This window comes from Streptomyces sp. NPDC001970 (assembly GCF_053594115.1).
Genome location: NZ_JBSFDW010000032.1, coordinates 86,549 through 108,848, shown reverse-complemented (window position 1 = coordinate 108,848; position 22,300 = coordinate 86,549). Strand labels below are relative to the sequence as shown.

Sequence of the window (22,300 nt, the reverse complement as noted above, 5' to 3'; positions counted from 1 at the left end):
GATGTCTTGGAGTGACAGACCTCTTCTACAGCAGCTCCGCTGCCTTGCTCCCCGGCCTTGACGAACAGCCCCCACGCCTAACTGAACGGCGTTGCTTCTAGAGCGCATCTGCGCGGCCGGGTAGCCGATTCGTTGCCGTGACGGAGCGCTTCAGTTGCCCAGGGAGCGTTCGAGTTGGCCGCTTGAGTGTTGTGCGTCGATGGCTTGGCTGTGACTCAGCACGCCAACTGTCGTGTCAGCACGGCATCTGTCGTCCTTGACGGCGAGGGTGCGCGATGCCGGCATGGAGCCGACCTGGTTAGGCTTCGCTCATGCCGAGCCGGCACCGATCGCAGGCCCAGTGCACCGCACTCCTAGTAGGGTCCTGGCGTGCCGCTTTCTACTGCCCCGAAGCAATCCACGTCTCGGGCCATGCTCTCGTTGCTGCCGCGACCGCGTACACGTCGCCAGCGGCTCACCACCGCCATCGGAGCCAGTCTCGTCGTGATCGCCGGGGGTACGTGGCTTCTGCTGGGCACCGGGCCCCAACCCGGCGACCACGCCACCATGGTCATATGCGCCGTCGACGGCTTCACCTTGCGCGCCGACGTAGACGCGGACGGACACCTGGACGAGATCAACGAGGGCACCACCTCGGTGGTCTTCCAGAGAGACGATCACCAGACCACCGTCAGGGTCGACGATGCCCGCGGGTTTTGGCAGAAGCTGCGAGGCGCATCGAAGGACGACATGGCGACGCGGGGAGCCTTCGGCGACTTCGACGGCGACGGTTACCTCGACTTGGCCATCTTCTACAGTCAGCGCGACGAGGGCGACTCAACGCGAGACAACATGGTGGTGCACGAGGTGCATTACGGGCCTCTTGCGCGCGACCTGAGCAGCGACCGGACCGGCACCATCCGACTTGGGTCATCATCGTTCGTGCACGAAGCACGGGCCATCGACACCAGCCACGACGGCCGCGCCGAGCTGGAGGTCTTCCAGTCGGGCGGGGACGGCTCCGTCTCCCGCTACATCGGCCGGCAGGACAGGGGCGGCGTGTCCGTAAGCCGTGAGAAGACCGACTCCTATGGGGTGTCGGACCGGCCCTACCGCGAACCCAACGCCCTCGCCTACCGCACCTGCGACGATCGCTAGTGCGCCAGTTCACCCACTGAGCGGTGTGCACCGCGAAGTTGCAGGTCACGGGTCTGGTGTGCGCGGGCTTCGGGACACTTGGGCTGGTCGCGCGCGTGTCACTTCCGTCAAGATCGTCGGTCACCGGGAGACTTCGCGGTTCGTCAGGACCAGCAGTGCTCTGACCGGCGCGGTCGCCCACCTGGGGTCGGTGCGCACCTTGCCGAGCACGCGCCAGTTCTTGAGATGGGCGAAGCCGTGCTCGACCAGCGCCCGGACGGCTGCGAGGGCCTTGTTGGACAGCTTCTGCCCCCGTGTCAGAGGCCGGTTGCGGGCGGCCTTGTAGCCAGTGATCACTGCCGGGTCGGCGTCGGGATCGCTGTCGTCGAGTCCGACGAAGCCCAGGTCGGCGATCGCGCCGAGGCCGGCCGGCCGCAGGTGGGCGGTGAGCTTGTCGTGACGGCAGGCGGTGATCTCCGAGGTTCTTCCGGGTCTGGCCGCGGAGACCCACAAAGGCCGGCCACGATCGTCGGTGAGTGCGATGACGAGCAGGCCATGACATTTGTGCTTGCCGGAGTAGTTCTTCCGGTTCTCCCCTCCGGTACGTTGCTGGGTGCGGATCAGGGAGCCGTCCAGCAGCATGATGCCGCCTCCCTTTCGGGTGATCTTCTGGAGGGCCCGGTCCAGGCGCGGGGCGCGGGCGGCCAGCAGGCCGACGACTTCCCTGACCCACCGTGTCACGGTGGTGCGGTGTATCCCGTTGCCGCCCGCCAGATCGCCCGGCCGCTGGTCACAGCGCAGTACCGCCAGCACGATAGTGGCGATCTTCCCCGCGGGCAGGGCCCGCCAGGGCGAGCCGATCTTCTTCAAGTGACCGCGGATCAGGTCGGCGAGATAGTTCAAGGTGGCGCTCGACAGCGGCAGGCGGGCGGTGTAGATCTCCCGGCGTACCGGCCCGGTCACGGATCGTAGGAGCGGCGCTGCGACGAGCGCAGCAGAACCCGAGAACGGCTCCGGACCGCAGGTCAGACGATCTTCACCGCGGACACCCGCCGACCACCAGCGCGAGTATCACTCTCACCCCTCACACCAGACCAGTGACCTGCAACTTCACGATGCACACCGCTCATTGCCCCCTTGTCCGTGGAGCGGACGGTGTTGTCAGTAGCTCGGGATACGGTGCACAGCGCGGCATCCAACGCGGGGGAGTGACAGCCGTGTCCACACCGCCACCCCCGCGTAGCAGAGCCGTATTCGTCGTCAAACGTGGTCCCGCGAGCGCGGAGGAGCTCGGCTGGCCGGGGACCTTGACCCATGTGATCGTCATCGGGTGATGATGGCCCATGACCCGCGCCCTCTCGACGCCATCTGTCATCCCCGCCGGCACTCTCGCCGCCGCCCCGCAGCCCGTGCTCCCTGTCGCCGGCGGCCTGTTGCTGCGGCCCTGGGACGCCGCCGACGCCCCGGTGTTCCTTGCCGCCTACCAGGACAGCGGGATCCGTCGTTGGCACACGCGCCGGCCTGCATCCGAGAACCAGGTCCGCGAGTGGTTCGACGGCTACCGCCGGGACTGGGCGCAGGAGAAGGCCGGGCACTGGGCGGTAACCCGCGACGACGGCGAGGTACTGGGCCGCATTGCGCTTCGTGGCATGGACTTCGATGACGGCATCGCCGAGTGCGCGTACTGGGTGCTCCCGGCCGTCCGTGGCGCAGGGGTTGCCTCCCGTGCGCTCACAGCCCTGAGCACCTGGGCCCTGGACGAGACCGGATTCCACCGCCTGGAGCTGGACCACTCGACCCGTAACGAGGCGTCCTGCCGGGTTGCCGCCAGGTCCGGATTCGTCTTGGAGGGCACCAAGCGCAGCGCTGCCGTCCACGGCGACGGCCGGCACGACATGCACCTGCACGCCCGCATTCGGGGCGACGAGCAGCGCGCCTAGGGTCTGCTGACGAGGGGCGTGGTGAATCACGCTCAGGCGATAGGCCGCCATGAACTCTCCCATGCCGAGCGGGAGTTCAACCCGCAGTCGCTGCCCCACCCCTTGCCCGGGCGGAAGCGCTCGGACGGTCGAACGGTCCTCGCAAGACAGCACCAGCACACGCCCCGGGCACCGCTCGCCGACGCCCGGGGCTTTGTTCCGGTGCGCGCGGGTCCGACTGATCCAAGTGATGCGGCCCAGGCCTGGCTGCACCGCGCCAGGTCCGGCGGGCTCCCCTCCTCCAAAGAGTGCAACTCCAGTGGCTCGGACACCGTCCGCGTTCCCGCCGCACCTGCACGGTCACCGAGCCTGGTGTGAGGTCGGAGAACTCGATGGCGTGGACGGTACGCCGCCCGTCCGCCATCACGCCGACGTCCTTCACGCGAACCGGTTTCCCGTTGCACGTGACGGACTCCACCGTCTGGCGCTCGGCCCCGAGATCGAGGTTCCATCCCGTGGCCATCATGTGGACCAGTGGCACGAGCCGGGGTTCCTCCCTCACCGGGGGCGAGTTCGGACGAGTGGCGCAGGCGACGGATGACGACCAGGTCGCATTGGCGGCACCGTGGCAGAACCGCTTGTCCGCCGTCTCCCACGCGCGACCGGGGGCGTGCCGACTTCGTGGAGGCCGACCTCGACGGTAGCGCGGGGGCCTCCCGTGAGCTGGCGCAGCGGGCAGGTGAGGTGCTGGGCGGCCGCATCGACATCCCGGTCAACAACGCCGGCATCTACCCGGCTGCCACCACGGCCACCACGGACGAGGAGACCTTCGACGAGGTCTACGCGGTGAACGTCAAAGCGCCGTTCTTCCTGACCGCGGCCGTCGCCCCTGCCATGGCGCAGGCCGGCGGCGGAACCATCGTCAATCTCGGGTCGTGGATCGCCCGCCTGGGCGTTCCGGTCGGCGCTCTCTACAGCTCGACCAAGGGCGCCATGGAGACCCTCACCCGGGCATGGGCGGCCGAGTTCGGGCCGGCCGGGGTGCGGGTGAACGCGATCTCGCCGGGCGTGATCCTCACGCGTGCCGCGGGGGAGAGCGAACCCCACCCGGCCGAGATCATGATGAAGGGGACTCCGGTCGGGGATGTCGGTGGCCCGGACGCCATCGCACACGCCGCTGTGTGGCTGGCGAGTGACGAAGCTGCGTTCGTGCACGGCACGGTGGTGGACGTCGACGGAGGCCGCACCGGAGTCGCTGTCATCGCCGCGTGATTCCTGCGTGCCCGGGCGGTGCCGCCGGCGCCGCGCTGCCCCGGCGCCAGGGGCACCGGTGGCGGGCAGCGCGAGGGCCGGGGCCGCGGCCGAGCCGGCCGCACTTGTCCGGCGTGAGCTTCTGCGGTTGCCGTGGGGCAGCGAGTACATGGATGGCTGATCGGCGGGTCGGGGCAGGCCCGGGTGGCGGCTCCCGAACCGGAGCGGTACATGGCACAGAACGTGCGCACGAGGTCCGGGCCAGGTCCGGGTCCGGGTCCGGGTCCGGGTCCGGCGGCGCCGACTGCGACCCGTACGGCACCGCTTCCCGGCCGAGGTCTGTCGTCGGGGAGCGGTCAAGGCCGGCCGTGGAACGCGACCGGAGAGCACGCCAGGGCATGGGACGGGGGCGGAGTCCGCCCGCGGGCTCCGCCCCCGTCATTGCGTTCGGTTCCCTGGTGAACTGCGCTGATCAGCGCTTCGTGTAGGTGGCGGTTACCTCGACCTCGACCAGCCATCCCTTCACGGCCAGCGAGGCGACCTCCATCGTCGCCCGTGCGGGACGGGCCTTGTTGGCGAGCAGCGGCGACTTGGGAGCGGACGTTCCCAAGGGCACGGGCACGACCTTCTGCGACGTCAGGTCGATGTTGGCGAAGTACTGCCGGTACGCGCGGTTCCAGCCCGCGTAGTCGGCGGTCTCCGCGTCCGGCGGCTTCATCAGGTAGCACTTCATCGTGATGACGTCGGCCGGAGTCAGGCCCGCGTCCTCGAGGTTGGTCCTGATGTTGCGCAGCACGACGAGCGCCTGCGCTTCGGTGACCGTGACGCCCTCGGCCCCTTCGGTGAGGGCGGGGTCGGTGTAGCGTTCGGGACTGCCGTCCGGTGCACCGGGGTTGAGCGCGGACGGTCCGAGGCCGCTGCTCTGGTAGACGGCCACCTGCCCGCCCATCGCCACTCCACTGGCGATGGCAGGGTTGGACTGCCCCTCGGGCAGCATGACGCGTACGTCCTTCGGGCCGGGCCACCAACCCCGGGCCCCGGCCAGGGCGGTGCCGCCGGTGAGCAGTGAGGCGATCAGGACCGTGCCCGTGAGTACCGTCGTACGCCGCTTCATGCGGCCATCACCCTCTCGTGGATGTCGGTGACGACCTTGCGGGCCGAGGTGAACGCGCCGTGCTGCCAGGCGATGACATGGCTGAGCCAGTCGCCGGCGAAGTAGACGTGCCCTGCGGGCTTGTTCAGCAGCGCGTACTCCGGGCCGTTCTGCGAGGGCCAGCCGACCCACCCGCCCTCGACATCGGGCGTACGGTGCCAGGCCACACTGAAGGAGCGGTCGAGCTCGGTGCGGTACTTGTCGCCGTGGATCTTCACGCCCTGGCTCACCGCCCGCTCCACTCGCGCCGCGTGCGGCAGGTTGCTGTACGCGACCGCGTTGGCGCCGAAGTTGTAGTAGCCGATCAGCGTTCCGCGGCTGCCCTGGTAGCCGTACGAGGGGTACCAGATGGTGGCCAGGTCCGTGTCGGTCGGTGTGATGCCGCCGTAGATGTGCTGGTCCGTCTCCCACCAGCGGCTGCGGTACTCGAGCCCGATCTTGCCGACGGGCGTCGCGACGGGGTACTTCAGCGCCGCGGTGATGTCCGCGCCCAGGTTGTGCTTGACCCGTGCCATGACCATCGGCGGGATCGCCGCCACGACGAAGTCGGCGCGCCGGGTGCGGGTGCGGCCCTGGGCGTCCTGGTGGACGACCTCGGCGCCGTCCTGGAGGTCGTTGACCTCCAGGACATTGGCGCCGTACGTGATCCGGTCCCGGCCGATGGCCTTCGCCAGCGCGTAGGGGATCGCGTCCATCCCGCCCACCGGCTGGAACATCAGCATGGCCTGGTCGTAACCGAACTCGAAGGAGAAACGCTGCCCGACGCCGCTCGCGATGACGTCCGACAGCGACGGCACCGGGCCGAGGACCGTGCCCTCCTCGGACGCCGCACCCGGCTCGACCGTGTAGCCGCGCCGGTCGGTCCCCGTGTAGGCGAAGCCGTCCGCCTTGCCCTTGATGGCGCCGAAGTTCTGCAGGAACGCGATCAGCCGCTCCTTGTCATCGGCGGTGAGCTCCCTGTCCAGGGCCCCCCGGTCGGTGGCCTTGGCGAGCAACTCGGAGACGTAGCCGTAGACGTCGGCCTTCGCGGTGCGCCAGCGCATGGGCGTGCCCGCGAGAGCGGCGCCCTTCTCGTGGTAGATATACGCGTTGGCGTTCAGGTTGGTGAACACCTCGAGGGGAACGTCGAGTTCGCGACAGTACTCGAGCGTGACGTGTGACTGCGGCAGCCGTGCCGGTCCCGCGTTCATGTACTGGCCCTTGGAGAACGAGGCCGTCTGGGTGCGCCCGTCCAGGTCGGTGAGCGTCGTGCCGCCGCGGACCGTCCAGTTGCGGCCGCCGGGGCGGTCCTTGGCCTCCAGGATCTGGCACTTGTAGCCGGCCTTGCCGAGCTCGTACGCCGTCGCAAGACCCGCGATGCCGCCGCCAAGTATGAGGACAGTCTTGCTGTTGCGTCCGGTGAGCGTGAAGTCGCTCCTGCGGGGCGCACGGTATTCCTCGGCTCGTACGTCCGGGACCGGTGCCAGGCCCAGCGCGCCCATCGCCGAGTACAGGACTCCGGCGCCGCCCGCGATCCCGACGGATCTCAGGAAATTACGGCGGGATGCCTCTGCAGCCATCATTCTCCTCCTCACGCGCAGCCGCGGCACGAAGAATCGGCCGGGGCGGATCGTTTGATCAACCCGGTCACGTGGAGGGTGAGTTACTGGTGAGACCGGAGGTGTTTTCAGAGCCTCCGTCAGGAGTGTTACAGGGCCATGGCAATGGCGTATCCATGGCATGAGCATGGTCGCGTGCTGCCGCGACCCGAGCCGAGAAGGGGAACGGAGGCTTCTGCGCCCGGGCGGAGGCGGTCGCGTCACGAACCCCGGTGAGCGGTGGGGCGTCGACTTCGACTTCGACTTCGACTTCGATGGGCTGGATGGACATCACGCCCACCGAGCTGCCTGCTCGCCCACAGGGTGACGGTCGAGTGGCAGACTCAGGCTCCGGTGATCTGCCAAGGGCACGGCAGCCGGACCCACGGCTGTCCCGGACATGTCCGGACGAGTCGCTGACCAGCCTGGACGGTTCCCTCCCTGTCCGGGACAGCCTCTCGCCGTTGCGGCCCCGGGTCGACGGCAGCAAGCTCTGGACCGCCGTCGAAGCACGACAGGGGTGCCGGGCACGAGAAGTCCTGACCCTCAGCAGACAAGGAGTCACACAGTCCTGACGGCGCTCAGTAAACGCGTACCGGGTCAGGCCTCCCGGGAGCCGTACGGCCGGAGAGTCGCAAGGCAGCGGGTCAGGGCTTTTCGTGCCAGACCATTGCAACTGGTGGTCCGCCTCTTCTGCGGACACCGGCTCTCCAGGCTTCCGCGGTACCTGGGCGGCGGCCTGGATCCGCTCCCGTGCCCGCAGCCAGGCATCCGTCCGTCACTCATCGCCGCACGCCCTGATCACCAGCTGCGGACGGGGTAGAGATCATCGTGCCGAGATGCGCAACCGAACAACGGGCGCAACCTGGGCAGGTTGGCTCCGCAGCCCGCACGAGCCGGACGGGCACATGAGGTGCGCCCCATGGCTCGGGGCTCGATCGCGCCGCCGTAGCGTGTCGAGATTCCCCCCACAGCCGCCGTCCGGCGCGACGGCCGGGAACACCGAGTCCTGCCCGAACGCTGATTCAGTCATGACCTCACACTCACCTCAGACAGGGCCCGAAAGCCGGAGCAGGGGCCACCGCATCACCGTCGAGCGAGGAACCGAGCACGTCCGCGTCGTACGGGACGGCCGGCTGCTCGCCGAAAGCCGGCAGCCCCTGGTCCTGCGCGAGACCGGCTGCCCGGTCCGGTACTACCTGCCGCCCGCCGACGTACGAACCGATCTGCTCATCCCGTCCTCCGCGACCTCCCACTGCCCGTTCAAGGGTGACGCCTCCTACTGGTCGGTGCCCGGCGCGGACGACGTGGTCTGGTCCTTCCTCGATCCGAAACCAGTAGTGGCGGCCATTGCAGGCCACTACTGCTTCTACGACACGGAGGTGGTGAATTGAGGGAGGGCCCACGGCCTGGGGGCGCGTCCGCCGCAGAGGACTTCGACGCGGTGGGCGCGCGCTACGAGGAGGTGTTCGCCGACGTGCCCGGACAAGGTGCGGCCCTGGACTGGCTCACCGGCTCCCTGGCCGTTGTACGGCCTCCTGGTGACACCGATCGCGGAACGGATCTTGCGGATCTTCCGGTCCTTCACGACCTTCTTCGACCGCGAATCGATGCGTGCCTTCCTGGTGGCGACGCTGTTCGACGGCGACCGGAGGGATGAGGACGCCGCTCCCGCCGCCCTGGAACGGACGGGGACGACCGCCAAGGCCTGCCGGTCAAACGCCCTGGGCCGCGGGCATCTCCGATCACTCGATAGCCGTTGCTCTCTGGTGATGGGCGGTCCCGCCGTGTAGCGTCATCGGTAGATGTCGTGGTTCGCAGTACCTGCCCGCGCTCCGGCGTGGGCGCTTTGCTGTGCAGTGCCTGAGGACCAGGGCGATCACCTCCGGATCCGCGCGGTGCGGATCCGTTATCGACTGAGAGGCACCGGCATGGCCAGCGGAACCGTCAAGTGGTTCAACTCCGAAAAGGGCTTCGGCTTCATCGCTCAGGACGGCGGCGGACCCGACGTCTTCGCGCACTACTCCAACATCAACTCCAGCGGCTTCCGCGAGCTCCAGGAAGGCCAGGCCGTCACCTTCGACATCACCCAGGGCCAGAAGGGCCCGCAGGCGGAGAACATCACTGTCGCCTGATCCGGCGCCAGGCACTGCCGGGCCCCTGGAGCGCACGCTCCGGGGGCCCGGTGCATCCCGCCGCGCTGTCGCGAGGTCGGACTGCCGGTGCACCGGCCGTGACGACTGTGCACCGGCATCGACTGCATCGGCTTCGAACCAACTCCGACCGGGCGGCCTACAGACCGAGCAGCCGGAATGGTGAGTGAGTTCTTCAGCCGGCATACCGGTGGCCTGTTGGCGGATCTGAGGGGTTCACTTCGCGGGTGCAGCAGCGCGCGTCTGCGTGCCACGGCTCACCGGGTTCGTGGACGGCCACAAGATCGTTGAGTGGAACACTCCACGTCGGCGAGGCAGGCTGTACCCATGGGGTCGCTCCTCCGCCCGCCTCCTCGACCAGGAGCGGGCGGTCATAGCAGGGTCCTGTTCAGGCTGGCGCAGTGTGTGCCCTTCGCGATCGCGCTGGGCGTGCTGGGTATCGAGTTTTCGCCCGCACACGACCTGGTCACCGGCCCTCTCCTCACCACGACGCCGGCACTGGCCGCGCTGACGATGGGCCCGGTGGGCACCCTCTCCGCGGCAGCGGTCGCTCTGGGCGTGAATGTGACCACCGCGACCTTCCACCAGGCATGGGGCACCCAGCTGGTCTTCGGCAACTTCCTGGGGCTGCTCGTGGCGTCCGTGGCCAGTGTCATTCTCAGTAACGCGGCGCGTACGCGCAGGCAGAGCGAGCTCGACCAGATGCGCCGGATCGCCGTGGCAGCTCAGGAGGTCGTCCTGCGGCCCATCCCGGAGCGGCTGGGCCCGGTGCGGGGGGCCAGTCTGTGCCTCGCGGCCGGGACGGGTGCACAGATCGGCGGCGATCTGTACGAGGCTGTGCACACGCGGTTCGGCGTCCGGCTGATCGTGGGGGACGTCCGGGGCAAGGGGCTGTCTGCCGTGCGGGCGGTCGCGGTGGCGTTGGGCGCGTTTCGGGAGGCCGTGCACTACGAGGACGAGCTGGCGGAGGTCGTGAACCACTGCGCGGCTGCTCTGCGACGGGAGGCCGCCGTACCGGGTACGTACTCTCAGGCAGAACTTCCCGAGGTTCTGATGGAGGGGTTCACCACCGTACTCGTGGCCCAGGTGTCCGACGAACAGGTGGTGCAACTGGTCAACCGTGGCCATCCGCCTCCGCTGATGCTGCACCAGGGCAGGGTTGAGGCCCTGATGCCCGCTTCGCCACAGCCGCCTCTCGGGCTGGAAGAACTCGTCACCGGCCCTCTGGCGAAGCCCGAGAGCTATCCGTACGTACCTGGCGACCGACTGCTGCTGTACACCGATGGCGTGATCGAAGCCCGCAATCGCGACAACGAATTCTTCCCCCTGACAGAGATTATGGAGGGGACACGCGCAAGCACCACTCCGTCGGAGGTCCTGGAAGAAGTGCACCAGGCATTGATCCGCCACACCGAGGGTCACTTGGCGGACGATGTGGCGATGATCCTCGCTGACCGGCTCGACGAAGAAGCCGGCAAGCAGACCGGCCCAGCCGCGTCATCCTCGAGCGACAGGCCGCAGTGACTACCTCCTGCGATGCCCTTGGCGGCGGCTTGCTGGGCTCTCACTGCTACACCCTGAGCACAGCTCCTGGCGAAGTTCGCCGACTGAACGGTTGTGCACGCGCCTCTTCGGCGCCTACGTCTGAAGGCGCCTACGTCTGAAGAGGGACGCGGACGCCGATGTACGCAAGGCTTGCCGGAATGGGCAGTTGTGGGAGCACGCCGCAAGTGCGGGGCCGGCCACTCGTTCTCCGGCTTCGCACCGGCCATGTGCACCCGCTTCCAGGCCGTTCTGCTCGACCCCGAACGGATGCAGACACTGCGCGAGTTGATGCGCGAACCCGAGGTCAAGGCGCCGCGAGCCGGGGCCATCCCGCTGGAGGGCATCGGGGAGACGGTCCGGGCGATGCCCCCGGACCGGCCACCTGTTCGCGGGTGCGGCGTGCGGCGCCGAGTTGACCGCACCCGTGTCGCAGATTGCGCTTCCCGACCATGCCCGCCACGGGTACGGGCATGTCCTGCTCCCCGCGCTGATGGAACCGGGGACGTTCGCCGTCGGCCCGGAGCCTTCCGGGCCGCCGTGGCGGCCATGGAGCGAGATCGGGGTGGACGAAGCGGAAGCCCAGGGTGTGTTCGCGCCGGTCTACGCCCTGTCCTTCCGGGCACGGGGAGCGATCGTCGTCGCCCCGGGGAACACCCGCGGTACGACCTCGTCCCCGAGCGATGCGGCGGCTACTGCATAGGGCTGGACGGGAGTGACGGTCCGAACCTGGCATGCGCGCAATGCGGTCGGGCGGTGGCGACCCGCATCGACGACTGGTCGTACGGGCACGCGGTGTGGCTCGCCCCGCACGCCGTGCGCCGCCTCCCCACCGACGATCCCGCCCGGCCGGCCCGTCGACCGGGAGGCGCTTGCGCAGGACCGGCGGAGCACACCGCCGGTCGGTCCGGGAGCCGGTCCGGGAGATCGGCAGAGGACCAGCCGTCAGGGGCATGGAACCCACGGTGGGAGGCAGCCGTCGGGGCGGCGCCGGCCCACCTGCTGGCGGCCTCGGCGGGCGCACCCGTGGCCGTCCCCGACGGCCTCGTCGCGGACACGTTGGGCCGCGCGCTCGACGCGCTGTTCCCGCCGGGGCCGCCGGCGAGGAAAGCGGCCCTGGCCCGACCGGGTCTGCCTGCCGCTGCCCCCGTCCCCGACATCGCCCTGGTTCCGCGCCATCCGCAGACGGGCAAAGCATGGCAGCCGTCCGGCACCGCGGCCCTCGTCCCGTTGGCCGCCGACGTGTGGATGCATCTGGCCTTCCACCGCGAACGGTTGCCAGTTCCCGTGACAGGTGGAATGCCCGACGGCGTCTTCCGTGACGATCCGCTGCCGCTGCATCCATGGCAGCTGTGCCGGCCTGATTCGGGAGTGTTCCTCGACACGCTGGCACGGTTGCCCGCCGTCCGTCAGCCGTGGCTGCGCAGGATGCACGACCAGGCGAAGGAGCACCCGTACGCTCGCCCGTTCCACCTGTCCTGTTGCAAGGCCCTTGCGTGCGTGAGTCCACCCCGCGCGCAGGTCCTCCGGTGGCTTCTTGGCCTCCCCTCTGTGCCCCAGGGCGGTCTGGTCCGTGCTCGCGGTTGCGTGCAGCGCAGATGGGGGTTGCGGTCTCGGACGTCAGGGGATGCCGGCGCCAAGGCGTCCATCCTGGCGACCTCGTGCGCAGTGAGGACGCGGTCGGACGGCGCGCACGCTCCGCTCAGGTGGCGATGTTCCGCAGGGCCGCAGCGAGCACCTTGAGGTCCAGACCCACAAGGTGGTCGAGGAAGTGCCTGCGTACGGCGCCCAGGTTGGTTGGCCAGGCCTCCCTCAGGCGGTCGAAACCGGCGTCAGTGAGGACGGCGTTCCAGCCGCGGGCGTCCTTTTCGCTCCTGACCCGCTGGACGAGCCCCTGGCCTTCCAACCGGTGCACGACGCGAGTCATGCCGCTGAGCGACATTTCGCAGGCGGTGGCGAGATCGCTCATGCGCAGCTGCCGGTCGGGAGCCTCGGAGAGGTGCATCAGGGTCAGGTACTCGATGACGGGCAGCCGCTGCTCGCGGACCATGTCGGCGTCCATGGCACGGGGCAGGGCGTAGATGACGCGATTGAGACACCGGACCACGGCCTCTTCGTCCGGGCTCAGCGGCTGTACGCCTTCCGGGGCCTGCGCCGGCTGCGGTGTGGCGGTGGACATGACTGCATCCTACTTACTTGCTTGACGAAGGGTCCATAGGTAGGTGCTTCGCGTAACAAGTATTCGTGGCCGGGCCCGCTGGAGTGCCCGTCGGGCACGGCGGGTCATCCGGCGGCGCACCCCTTGCGTGCTGCCGTCGACCAGCTGGTCCGGGCCGCCGCGCGCCGTGCTCACCCGGATCCGGTCGGTGCGGCCACGACCGGGTCGGCGCCGAACCACGCCGCCGACGACCGACTTGAGTATCGGCTGCACCAGCACGGCCGTCCCGTCGCCCGGCTGGGCGTTCGAGGACGGGCGCAGGGGCCGTACCCGCCGGGCGGAGGCGAGCACGGTCTGCGCCGCGGCGGTGAACTCCTGCCGCCCCGGCACATCCAGCACCGACTCGAAACGCCCCGCCATGGAGGAGTCCTCGGTGTCCTCGTACACCGAGGAGGAGCGCACGACGACAGGACGTTCCTGGCCCTGTGCACCGGCCAGTGCCCGCCAGGTGGAGCGCACCGCCTCCGGCCCCGTGGGGGCCCCGGGCGCCCGCTCGGCGGGCACCATCACGAACCCGGGCAGTACGGGCGGTCCGGCCACGGCGGCGCGGGCCGGACGGGCGGCCTTCGCGCCGGTGACGGACGGGTCTGAGCGCCACATCCTGGGCTGCTTGCCGATCAAGCGGCACGACGCGACGACGGTGCCCGCCGCAGGGGCTTGGATTCCCATGTTGGTGTTCGCCTCACTTGGTTGACTTGTCAACTATAAGCGATGTGCTTGATGCGTCAAGTATGTGAAGGCGTGAGGTGGAAGGGCGCGGACCGCGAGCCCGTTCGCCGTCGTGGGCTTCGACGGCTTCGGGGGCATCGCATTGGACGGCGCCACACCGCCCGCCCGGCCGCCCGGATGGCCGGAGAGCCTTCGCCGGTTCGTCGAGGTCGAGGAGTGCGTGCCGGCCCGGGAGCCCGGGCCGTGCTTGTTCGGCTGGGGGCATCACCTCGAGCGGATGCCGCAACCGGCTCCGGATCCGGTGCCCGCTCCAGCCGACGCCCGGACCGCCCGGACCCGGCCGGGTCCGGTTCTTCGATGTCCTCGACGACGACCTCCCGGTCGCCGAGCCGGCCCAGCTCTCCGCGACGGGTGGCAGTTCCCGTCACGCGCTGGTCGTCGAGGCCCAACTTCGCCCGAAGTCTCCGTACCCGCGTGCGCTCGCGATTCCGACGTCGGTCTTCGCCGCACCCGAGGACTGGGGTACCGCGGCACTCGGACGGCGTATCGTGGCCTCGCGCCCGTCGTCGGTGATCTGGATCGTGCTGCTACCTGCAAGATCGTCACTTCTGCGGGCGCGGATCGCCGCCGAGAACAAGGTCGCCGAACTCCTTCATGTGGTTGCGGAGTTGCGCGCCGGCAACCCGTCCTCTCGCATGGGGCGACGCTCGTGAGCGCCGCGTCCGACCGAGACCGACGAGCATGCCGCGGGCGGTGGAGCCCGAGGGCAGCGGCACCGAACACAGTACGCCGACGCATCGGGACCTGCCCGGCCGCCGGACGGGGCGTGGGCCCGAGGAGCGACGGCCAGATTCAACAACACGGCAGCCCTTCGTGCTGGGAGAGAGCGGAGCGGATCGGTCACCGAAGCTGCCACGAACGGTGGAGAACCGTGATGGGATGGCGCCGTGAGCCGCGCTGCAGAAGACACCAACCGCCGCATGCTTCGGGCACGGGATGCGATGGACCGCGCCTACGCACAGCCGCTGGACGTCCCTGCCCTGGCCCGGATCGCCCTTGTGTCGGAGGCACACTTCACGCGCACCTTCCGAGCCACATTCGGCGAAACGCCGCACCGCTACCTGCAGCGGCGTCGTGTCGAGCGTGCGATGTTCCTGCTCCGGGAGACCGACCACAGTGCGACGGACATCTGCTTCGAAGTCGGCTTCGGAAGCCCGGGAACCTTCAGTCGCACGTTCCGCGCCATCGTCGGCCGGTCACCGAGGGCGTACCGCAAGGAAGCGGTGGCCGCGGACGTACCGACGTGCTTCACGATGGCGTGGACGCGGCCGCGCGCCTGACCGTCCGCACCACCTGCACCGTCCGTCGGCCGAGCAGTTTTGGATAAGTTTTCCTCCGGCTTGCCCAGTAGCGTGATGCACATGTTCAACGCCATCACGCACTCGCAGATCTATGTCCTCGACCAGGACGACGCCGTCGACTTCTACGTCGGCAAGCTCGGCCTGGAGGTCAGTGCCGACGTCGACCTCGGCTTCATGCGCTGGCTGACCGTCAGCATCCCCGGTCATCCGGAGCGCCAGATCCTGCTGGAGAAGCCGGGCCCTCCGGCGATGTCCGATGAGACGGCGCAGCAGGTCCGTGAGCTGGTGACCAAGGGCGCGATGGGGGGCTCGCTCATCTTCAGCACGGACGACTGCCGCAAGACGTACGAGACGCTGCTGGGCCGGGGCGTCGAGTTCACCGAGGAACCCACCGAGCGTCCGTACGGAACCGACTGCGCCCTTCGCGACCCCTTCGGCAACAGCATCCGCTTCACCGAGCCGAGGGACTGAAGGCTGTCCTGCGGGTGACGAGCGGAGCCAGAGCCGGATCGCTGCAACGGTGACGGTGCCGTGAAGACGCATGCCCGCTCGCGGAAGCGGTTCGCCGGCGCACGGAACCGGGCGTGGAGCCAGACTCGTTTGTCACCGTTGCTCCGGCCCTGGTCGGAGCAACGGCCTGCTCCGGTCCTCACCCGCCGGGTCGAATCGGGGCCGAATCGGGTGGCCAGGTCGCCCCACGGGCCAGCACACCCTCGCGCCACGATGGTTGGCCTCAGGTTGGCCGGAGTCCGGCACGCCAAGGGCGTCCGCGGTCGACGGCGTGCTCCCGGCGTCGTCGGCCGGACCGAACGATGAGCCGAACGCCGTCTCGCTTACGCCTTGGTCAGTTCGCTGCCGGGTCATGCGCGCGGCTCTGGGCAAGTGAGACGTGGGTCAACATCCGGCCGGCGGGGCGGACATGCCCGTGATTCCGCGCTTCTTGTAGGACCAAATCTGGCCTGGTTGAGCCCTGGTGTCGTCACACCGCGATGACCTGCAGGAAGGGGCGAGAGCGATGGAACACACTGCACCCGAGGGCTACACCAGCGTTGCACCGTGGGTGGTCACCGACGACACCGGCGCACTGCTTGACTTCATCACCGCCGCGTTCGGCGGCAAAGAGCTCGCACGGGTACCGGTCGAGGACGGCAGCACCGGCCACGGCGAGATCCGAGTCGGCGACACGGTCGTGTTGGCCTTCGACCGACGGCCTGACTGGCCTGTGATGCCGGCGCTGCTGCGGGTCTACGTTCCGGACGCCGACGCCGCCATGGCCACCGCTGTCGCGCACGGGGCAGAGGTCATCACCGAGGCTGCTGACAGCGCGTGGGGAGATCGCGGCGGCCGGGTGCGTGACCCGTTCGGCAATATTTGGTGGGTGATGAGCCGGCTCGAGCACATTGCGCCGGACCGGGCCTGGCAGCGAATGTCCGAGCCGAAGTACGCTGAAGCGCTGCGCACGGCCCAGGAGACTCTCGACGCCGCGCTGAGCGGCCGGGAGTCAGGGGTGGCAAGTGCCCCGCAGCCTCCGACCTGCTGAGCACATCTGCCAACCTGACTGCGGCTGCCGGACGTTGAGGATCGCAGGATTGCAGGATTGCAGGATTGCAGGATTGCAGGATTGCAGGGACATGCCGAGCTATTCCCAAAAGGTCGGCATGGCACGCCGGTTGGGACACACTGGGTGATGTGAACGACGAAGCTCCTGGTAGACGGGTTCACGACCAAGATCCGCCGTTCCGCCAAGAGCTTCGCGTTCTTGTCCACCCATCGACGATCGAGCTGTCCAGCACGCACCCGCGTCACCGTGCGGTGGTTCTTGCCGATCCCGACACCTGAACGCACGGGCCCTCCTCTTGGACGGAGAGCGGAGTCCGGGACGGACACGGACGGATCGCACCTCACGCGTGGTGCTGCCGTAGCCTCGATGACGTTCCGAACGAGGCCGGCGAGCTGCTGCAGGGACCCCTGGGGCAGGCCTGTGGTCGGTCCGGCGAAGCCGAAGGCAGCGCGCGCCCGGTCGCCTTCATGGTCGGCGAACAGCGCGCGGTGAGTGCGCTGTTCGCCGACGTACTGGTGCAGCACGACCGCTGCGCCCAGGCCGAGTACGGGGCTGCGCGGCAGCCGGTGCACCGGCAGGACATCACGCTGCGCGGCGGCGGAAAACCTCACCGGGAACGTCGATCACCCGCATGGAGGACGACGGGAAGAGACCGGACGGACTTCCGTCGCAGACACCTGGACGCATGCGGTCGCCGGCTTCAACGAGGTCGAACGTGCGTCATCGGATCGGTCCCGGAAATCGGCCCGGCAGGACCGACGCCCAGCCTCACGCTCCGACCGGCTGCTTTCAGCCACTGGCGATCCTGACCCGTGCCGTGCGCAGCCGCTGCGCGACGAGCGCAAGCGCACAGAGGGCCATGACAGTCGCGCTGTAGACGACCGACGTCTCGTGCAAACCCACGCTTGTGGTGGCGACCCCAGCGACTACGGCTGGAATGCTGAAGGCGAGGTAGGAGATCACGAACGCGACGGCGAACAGTTCGCCCCGCTCGGCAGGCTCGGCGATCCGGGCCAGCGTGCCGAAACTGGCCAGGGCCGAACCGCCGAAGCCGATGCCGGCGAAGACGGTGCCGAGTGCGGCGATCGTGAGCGAGTTTGTCTCCACCCCGGCCAGACCCACTGCCGTCCCCACCAGCAGGAAGGTCGCTCCCAGGGCCAGAGTGCGCTCGTTGGGCCAACCACGCAGCGCGAATGCCGTGACCGAGGCAGCCCCGCAGAGCAGGGCGACGACGAGCCCACCGATGACGTGGCTGGACAGGCCGAACAGGTCGGCGGCCACTGATGACCCGAGTGACAGGTACAGTCCGCCAAGGGCCCAGCTGGCTATGAGAATCGGCACCAGCCCGACGAAGTCTGCGCGCAGCCGCGGAGCGACCCTCAGGCGAGGCTGCAGTGAGCGGACCACCCCGGGTCGGCGCTGTGCCGTCTCGGGCAGTGCCGCGATGAGCAGACCGGCGAGGATCAAGCCCGCGAACAGCAGCGCGTACACCAACCGGGTCGGGTGTGGCCCGTACTGCGCGAGGACTCCGGCGCCCAGCGCCCCCAGGCCCAGTCCGAATGTCGGGGCCGCACCCGTGATGACGCCCGCGCGATGTGGCGCGTGCGGCGGGTTGAGATCAACCAGGGTCGCCCCAAGTGTCGTCATCGCCACGCCGGTGGCGACACCCTGCACGAAGCGGGCCGTCAGCAGTATCGAGACGTCGTTGGCGACGATGAACAGTGCCATCGCCACTGCCTCGAGGACGATCGCCGAGGCCAGGACCGGTCGGCGGCCGATGTGGTCGGACAGCGCCCCGAGCACCAGGAGCGCGCCGATCATGCCGACGACATACACCGCGAAGACGAGGGTCAGTGTGGTCGCCGAGAAGCTCCATTCGTGCTGGTAGACCACGTAGAGCGGGGACGGAGCACTCGAAGCGGCCATGAACAGGACGAAGATGCCCGCGATGGCGGCGAAGGCGACCGGCCGGCTCAGGCCGTACCGCCCTTGGCCGGCCGGTGGGGCACCTGTGGGTGAGGCGGACGGGGTCTCCTTGCGGAGCGTGAGTGCGTCGGGCATGCCCTCTCCGAATGCAGTGATCAATGCGTTAGCGACTTCCGCGCTAACGCAGTGACCGGTGCGATAATTTCCCCTATGACCCAAGCAACAGCCCAGGCCCGTCCCGGCGGCCGCTCCGCGCGGGTGCGGGCGGCCGTGCATCGCGCCGTCGGGGAGATGCTCGCCGAGGGGCCTGTCGAGGCAGTGACCATCCCCGCCATCGCCGCACGTGCCGGCGTGCACCCGACCACGGTGTACCGGCGCTGGGGGTCGGTGGCCCAGCTGCTGACCGACGTCGCCACCAGCCGGTTCAGCGGTGACGTCGTGGTGCCCGACTCCGGTTCCCTGGCCGGTGACCTGGAGCGCTGGATGGTCGACGTGGCCACCGACCTCGCCGACCCGGACGCCCTCGCCCTGATGCGCGCAACGATCGGATCGGGTCCGGAAGGCGGCAGCGCCTGCATAGCCGACCGGCAGGCCCAACTCGGAGCGATCATCGAGCGGGAGCGAGCCCGAGGCGGCAAGGTACCGAGCCTGGAGCGGGCCATCGATGCGCTGCTGGGTCCGCTGTACTACCGAGCCGTCTTTGGTGGCCAACCAGCGCCGACCGAGTGGGCGCGGGGCCTGGTGGCGGCGTTCCTCGCGGCGATCTAGCCAGCCGGCTTGTGCGGTGACCGGAAACGATCACCGGCTCGTCGCTGTGGATCTCGCTGCAGGTGAGGCTGGTGTGGTTGCCGACGGGGAGTGGATGCGGTCGAAGCCGGTCGGGTAGCGGCTTTCGGGGTGGGCGACACGACCGTGGGTCCTTCAGCCGCCGCCGTGCGGGACACAGCCGAGTTTGTTCAGGTGACGTGGATCAGCTCGCCCGGACGTTCACCGCTCGTAGCGGCAGGGTTGATGCGGGCAGGCCGAGCATCGGGCCGATCCGGGCCGGGCCGGTCATGTCGCCCTTGCGGCACAGTGCCTGACCGCCAGTGTTGATGCCGCAGACGACGCGGCGTCCTTCTGGGGCCGTGTGGGGTCCAGGGCTGGGGGGCGCTTTCCGCAGGAGTGAACCTCACATCGTCCGCCGGGACCACGGTGTTCTGGTCATCGACGAATGCCACGCGCGCCGGGCGTCCGGCGCCCGCCGAGCGTCGCAGAACGGTCGGCCCCGTGGCCGGTGCCCGATTCTCGTCGCCCCACTGCTGGAGCGCGGCCAGCACCAGACGCAGCTGCTCGCCGGCGGGAGTCAGATGGTAGCTGTGGCGGGTCCGGGTGCCGGGCTCGCGGTAGGGCCTTCTCTCCATGACGCCCGCGTCCCCAAAGACGCCCAGGCGGTTGGTGAGGACGTCGGGAGCGCGACATGGCGGACTACGTCGACTCCTCCGACAAGGTCGACCCCGCCTGGGTGGCCGGCCTCGCCCTGGACGCCATCCAGGCACGCGCTCCGGAAGTTGTGGCCGACGAGGGGAGCCGCAACGTCCGGTCCGCACTGTCCGGCGGACTCGACCTGCTCTACCCGGGCCTGTCCGCAACAGGCCGACGCCGAACGCGATGCGCCACGGGCAGGCCGAAGAGCCTCAGGCACGTGGCAGTTGATGCGGCCGGAGCTCCACACCCCCTGGGCCACGGTCCGAGCGACGGCACGTCCAACGCCTCTGCCACGACCTGTCAGCCCTGACGGGTAGAGCGCGGGTGGCCCATGGTCGCTCCTTTCCTCGCGCGGGCTCGGTCGACGCACCACGCGCCCACGCCCACGAGCACGGCAGCCCCGGCCGCGTACACAGGCAGCCACTGGGTCGTCGTGGCTGCCAGACAGTCGGCAACGGCGTCGTGGCTCTGAGCGTCCCGGGCGTAGGCCAAGGCGGCGCTGTCGCGGTCGGCCAGGTCCGCCAGCGCGGCCTGCGCCCGGATGGCCTCGTACGCACCCAGCCCGATGCAGCCCTCGCGGGTGCCCGGCATCGGGAACAGCCGCGACCAGCGCTGGAGCACGGGGGCCAGGGCAATGGCCACGCACAGGCCGACGACCAGCGAATACGCGACCAGATTCCACAGGTAGGACGACCGGACACCGGGCGTCCACGCAGGCAGTCGGTAGAACGAGAAGATCACCGCAAGAAGCGTCACCCCGATGTACGTGGAGAACCACTGCCAGGAACCCTCGGCGAGCGCGGCCGTGAGCACGGCGGCGAGTGCGATGCCGATGACGCCTGGCCGACCGGCGGTGTCATGGCCCGCGCCGATGGACACCGATGTCGGGGTTCCTTGAGGGCTGCGGTCGTTCACGGGCCTCTCCTGCAGGTTCGGAGAAGATCAGGATCCGGCACCTCGCGCCCCCTGCATGGCGGCATGCCGAACGCCCGGCACACCCCGCCCGGTCGGCGGGGGCACCCCCAGGCCGGGACTGCCGGCAATGGCCGTGGAGGAGCCTCAACAGCCTCACCGACGGTGGACGAGCCGGCACACCCGAGGCGATGCGGGGCCGCGGCTTTGCAGAAGGGCATCGATGCGAGCCGGTTGGCCCCGGCCCGGTCCGTATCGGTGGGTTTCGGGGACGGCGTCGTGCTCGCCACCCGCGGCTGCGCCCGACTCTGTTTCCCGCCGACTGTGCTGAGGAGCCGGGGCAGCGGCCGGGGCCGGCCGAACATTCCACAGCTCCGAGCGCTGCGTAGCGTTCGTCGCGGTTGTTCCTGGGTAGGGCGACAGTGTGAGTTATGTGAGTCCCGGCGAGGAGTACTCGCGCGACAGCCGGTACATCACCACCCGGATCACCGCCGACGGACGCGACGGCTTCCCCGCGGAGCCCGGCCGCTACCGTCTGGTGGTCAGCCGTGCTTGTCCGTGGGCAAGCCGGGCGGTGATCGTGCGGCGGCTCCTCGGGCTGGAGACGGCGCTGTCGATGGCGATTGCCGGGCCCACGCACGACGAGCGCAGCTGGACGTTCGACCTCGACCCGGGCGGCCGTGACCCGGTGCTCGGCATCGAGCGGCTGCAAGAGGCGTACTTGGCCCGCGACCCCGGCTACGACCGGGGCATCACGGTGCCGGCCATCGTCGACGTGCCGACAGGCAAGGTGGTGTCCAACGCCTTCGCGCAGATCACGATCGACATGTCGCTGGAGTGGAGGCCGTACCACCGCGACGGGGCACCAGGGCTCTATCCGCCCGCGCTGCGGTCGGAGATCGACGCCGTGAACGAGGTGGTCTACAGGGACGTGAACAACGGCGTCTACCGGGCTGGGTTCGCCGGGTCGCAGGAGTCCTACGCCGAGGCCTACGAGCGCCTGTTCGCCCGGCTCGACTGGCTCTCCGAGCGGCTCGAAAGGTCCCGCTACCTCGTCGGTGACACGATCACCGAGGCGGATGTGCGGCTGTTCACCACGCTCGTGCGCTTCGACGCCGTCTACCACGGCCACTTCAAATGCAACCGGCAGAAGCTGTCCGAGATGCCGGTGCTGTGGGCGTACGCGCGGGACTTGTTCCAGACGCCCGGCTTCGGCGACACGGTCGACTTCGACCACATCAAGCGGCACTACTACGCCGTGCACCGCGACATCAACCCGAGCGGCATCGTGCCGACCGGCCCCGACCTGTCGGGCTGGATCAAGCCGCACGACCGTGCAGCGCTGGGCGGGCGACCGTTCGGCGACGGTACGCCGCCCGAGCCGGTCGCGCCCGAGGAGGCTGTGCCCACCGGCCACACGCCGCTTGCTGCCTGAGGCGGCGTCCTGAAGCGGCGTCCTGAGGCGGCGTCCACGA

General features: G+C 69.4%; 21 protein-coding genes and 1 pseudogene. 14 read left to right on the top strand and 8 right to left on the bottom strand.

Going from position 1 to position 22,300, the window contains the following annotated elements; all coding sequences use genetic code 11:
* Positions 1–411: 411 nt before the first annotated feature.
* Positions 412–1,137, top strand: a complete 726-nt coding sequence (locus ACWCP0_RS31395; protein ID WP_451082141.1) for an FG-GAP repeat domain-containing protein — start codon at positions 412–414, stop codon at positions 1,135–1,137.
* Between the two features lie 120 nt (positions 1,138–1,257).
* Here ACWCP0_RS31395 and ACWCP0_RS31390 read toward each other — a convergent pair whose 3' ends face one another.
* Positions 1,258–2,079, bottom strand: a complete 822-nt coding sequence (locus ACWCP0_RS31390; RefSeq protein WP_451082140.1) for a transposase family protein — start codon at positions 2,077–2,079, stop codon at positions 1,258–1,260.
* 380 nt (positions 2,080–2,459) lie between these two features.
* On the opposite strand from ACWCP0_RS31390, the gene ACWCP0_RS31385 reads away from it, so the two are divergent.
* Both ACWCP0_RS31385 and ACWCP0_RS31380 read left to right on the top strand, forming a co-directional pair.
* On the top strand, positions 2,460–3,056 hold the full coding sequence (locus ACWCP0_RS31385) for a GNAT family N-acetyltransferase (protein ID WP_451082139.1): 597 nt from the start codon (positions 2,460–2,462) through the stop codon (positions 3,054–3,056).
* Positions 3,057–3,701: 645 nt separating this feature from the next.
* Positions 3,702–4,307 (top strand): annotated as a pseudogene (locus ACWCP0_RS31380) (SDR family NAD(P)-dependent oxidoreductase); the annotation flags it as partial.
* A gap of 451 nt (positions 4,308–4,758) precedes the next feature.
* Here ACWCP0_RS31380 and ACWCP0_RS31375 read toward each other — a convergent pair.
* Positions 4,759–5,400 (bottom strand): Rid family hydrolase, encoded by a 642-nt coding sequence (locus ACWCP0_RS31375; protein WP_451082138.1) that lies wholly within the window; start codon positions 5,398–5,400, stop codon positions 4,759–4,761.
* Complete coding sequence (locus ACWCP0_RS31370) at positions 5,397–6,998, bottom strand: flavin monoamine oxidase family protein (RefSeq protein WP_451082137.1); 1,602 nt, start codon at positions 6,996–6,998, stop codon at positions 5,397–5,399. The genes ACWCP0_RS31375 and ACWCP0_RS31370 overlap by 4 nt, the downstream gene beginning before the upstream one ends.
* Positions 6,999–8,047: 1,049 nt before the next feature.
* Here ACWCP0_RS31370 and ACWCP0_RS31365 point away from each other — a divergent pair.
* The 5 genes from ACWCP0_RS31365 to ACWCP0_RS31345 all read left to right on the top strand — a co-directional run bounded on the left by ACWCP0_RS31365 (position 8,048) and on the right by ACWCP0_RS31345 (position 11,414).
* Positions 8,048–8,410, top strand: coding sequence for a DUF427 domain-containing protein (locus ACWCP0_RS31365; protein WP_451082136.1), 363 nt, complete (start codon positions 8,048–8,050; stop codon positions 8,408–8,410).
* A gap of 147 nt (positions 8,411–8,557) precedes the next feature.
* Positions 8,558–8,809: a hypothetical protein gene (locus ACWCP0_RS31360; protein WP_451082135.1), complete on the top strand. Its 252-nt coding sequence runs from the start codon at positions 8,558–8,560 to the stop codon at positions 8,807–8,809.
* A 138-nt stretch (positions 8,810–8,947) separates the two neighbouring features.
* Positions 8,948–9,151: a cold-shock protein gene (locus tag ACWCP0_RS31355; protein WP_037693306.1), complete on the top strand. Its 204-nt coding sequence runs from the start codon at positions 8,948–8,950 to the stop codon at positions 9,149–9,151.
* A gap of 423 nt (positions 9,152–9,574) precedes the next feature.
* A complete protein-coding gene (locus ACWCP0_RS31350) occupies positions 9,575–10,693 on the top strand; it encodes a PP2C family protein-serine/threonine phosphatase (protein WP_451082134.1) in 1,119 nt (372 codons plus the stop codon).
* Between the two features lie 445 nt (positions 10,694–11,138).
* Complete coding sequence (locus ACWCP0_RS31345; protein ID WP_451082133.1) at positions 11,139–11,414, top strand: hypothetical protein; 276 nt, start codon at positions 11,139–11,141, stop codon at positions 11,412–11,414.
* A gap of 999 nt (positions 11,415–12,413) precedes the next feature.
* Here ACWCP0_RS31345 and ACWCP0_RS31340 read toward each other — a convergent pair.
* Together ACWCP0_RS31340 and ACWCP0_RS31335 are read right to left on the bottom strand one after the other, a co-directional pair.
* Positions 12,414–12,890 (bottom strand): MarR family winged helix-turn-helix transcriptional regulator, encoded by a 477-nt coding sequence (locus tag ACWCP0_RS31340; RefSeq protein WP_451082132.1) that lies wholly within the window; start codon positions 12,888–12,890, stop codon positions 12,414–12,416.
* Between the two features lie 9 nt (positions 12,891–12,899).
* On the bottom strand, positions 12,900–13,598 hold the full coding sequence (locus ACWCP0_RS31335) for a PEP/pyruvate-binding domain-containing protein (RefSeq protein WP_451082131.1): 699 nt from the start codon (positions 13,596–13,598) through the stop codon (positions 12,900–12,902).
* A gap of 947 nt (positions 13,599–14,545) precedes the next feature.
* Between ACWCP0_RS31335 and ACWCP0_RS31330 the strand changes: the two genes are divergently transcribed.
* The 3 genes from ACWCP0_RS31330 (at position 14,546) to ACWCP0_RS31320 (ending at position 16,499) form a co-directional block, all read left to right on the top strand.
* Positions 14,546–14,938 (top strand): helix-turn-helix domain-containing protein, encoded by a 393-nt coding sequence (locus ACWCP0_RS31330; protein WP_451082130.1) that lies wholly within the window; start codon positions 14,546–14,548, stop codon positions 14,936–14,938.
* A gap of 81 nt (positions 14,939–15,019) precedes the next feature.
* Positions 15,020–15,430, top strand: a complete 411-nt coding sequence (locus ACWCP0_RS31325) for a VOC family protein (RefSeq protein ID WP_451082129.1) — start codon at positions 15,020–15,022, stop codon at positions 15,428–15,430.
* A 544-nt stretch (positions 15,431–15,974) separates the two neighbouring features.
* Positions 15,975–16,499: a VOC family protein gene (locus tag ACWCP0_RS31320; protein WP_451082146.1), complete on the top strand. Its 525-nt coding sequence runs from the start codon at positions 15,975–15,977 to the stop codon at positions 16,497–16,499.
* An 810-nt stretch (positions 16,500–17,309) separates the two neighbouring features.
* On the opposite strand, the gene ACWCP0_RS31315 is transcribed toward ACWCP0_RS31320, so the two are convergent.
* Entirely contained in the window at positions 17,310–18,581 is a 1,272-nt protein-coding gene (locus tag ACWCP0_RS31315; RefSeq protein WP_451082128.1) for an MFS transporter, read from the bottom strand.
* 75 nt (positions 18,582–18,656) lie between these two features.
* On the opposite strand from ACWCP0_RS31315, the gene ACWCP0_RS31310 reads away from it, so the two are divergent.
* On the top strand, positions 18,657–19,214 hold the full coding sequence (locus tag ACWCP0_RS31310; protein WP_451082127.1) for a TetR/AcrR family transcriptional regulator: 558 nt from the start codon (positions 18,657–18,659) through the stop codon (positions 19,212–19,214).
* Between the two features lie 188 nt (positions 19,215–19,402).
* Here the strand turns inward: ACWCP0_RS31310 and ACWCP0_RS31305 are convergent, their stop codons facing one another.
* A complete protein-coding gene (locus ACWCP0_RS31305) occupies positions 19,403–19,984 on the bottom strand; it encodes a winged helix-turn-helix transcriptional regulator (RefSeq protein WP_451082126.1) in 582 nt (193 codons plus the stop codon).
* On the opposite strand from ACWCP0_RS31305, the gene ACWCP0_RS31300 reads away from it, so the two are divergent.
* Complete coding sequence (locus ACWCP0_RS31300; RefSeq protein WP_451082148.1) at positions 19,906–20,223, top strand: hypothetical protein; 318 nt, start codon at positions 19,906–19,908, stop codon at positions 20,221–20,223. The genes ACWCP0_RS31305 and ACWCP0_RS31300 overlap by 79 nt on opposite strands.
* On the opposite strand, the gene ACWCP0_RS31295 is transcribed toward ACWCP0_RS31300, so the two are convergent.
* Positions 20,214–20,828: a hypothetical protein gene (locus ACWCP0_RS31295; RefSeq protein ID WP_451082125.1), complete on the bottom strand. Its 615-nt coding sequence runs from the start codon at positions 20,826–20,828 to the stop codon at positions 20,214–20,216. The genes ACWCP0_RS31300 and ACWCP0_RS31295 overlap by 10 nt on opposite strands.
* A gap of 430 nt (positions 20,829–21,258) precedes the next feature.
* On the opposite strand from ACWCP0_RS31295, the gene ACWCP0_RS31290 reads away from it, so the two are divergent.
* Positions 21,259–22,260: a glutathione S-transferase family protein gene (locus ACWCP0_RS31290; RefSeq protein WP_451082145.1), complete on the top strand. Its 1,002-nt coding sequence runs from the start codon at positions 21,259–21,261 to the stop codon at positions 22,258–22,260.
* Positions 22,261–22,300 lie beyond the last annotated feature (40 nt).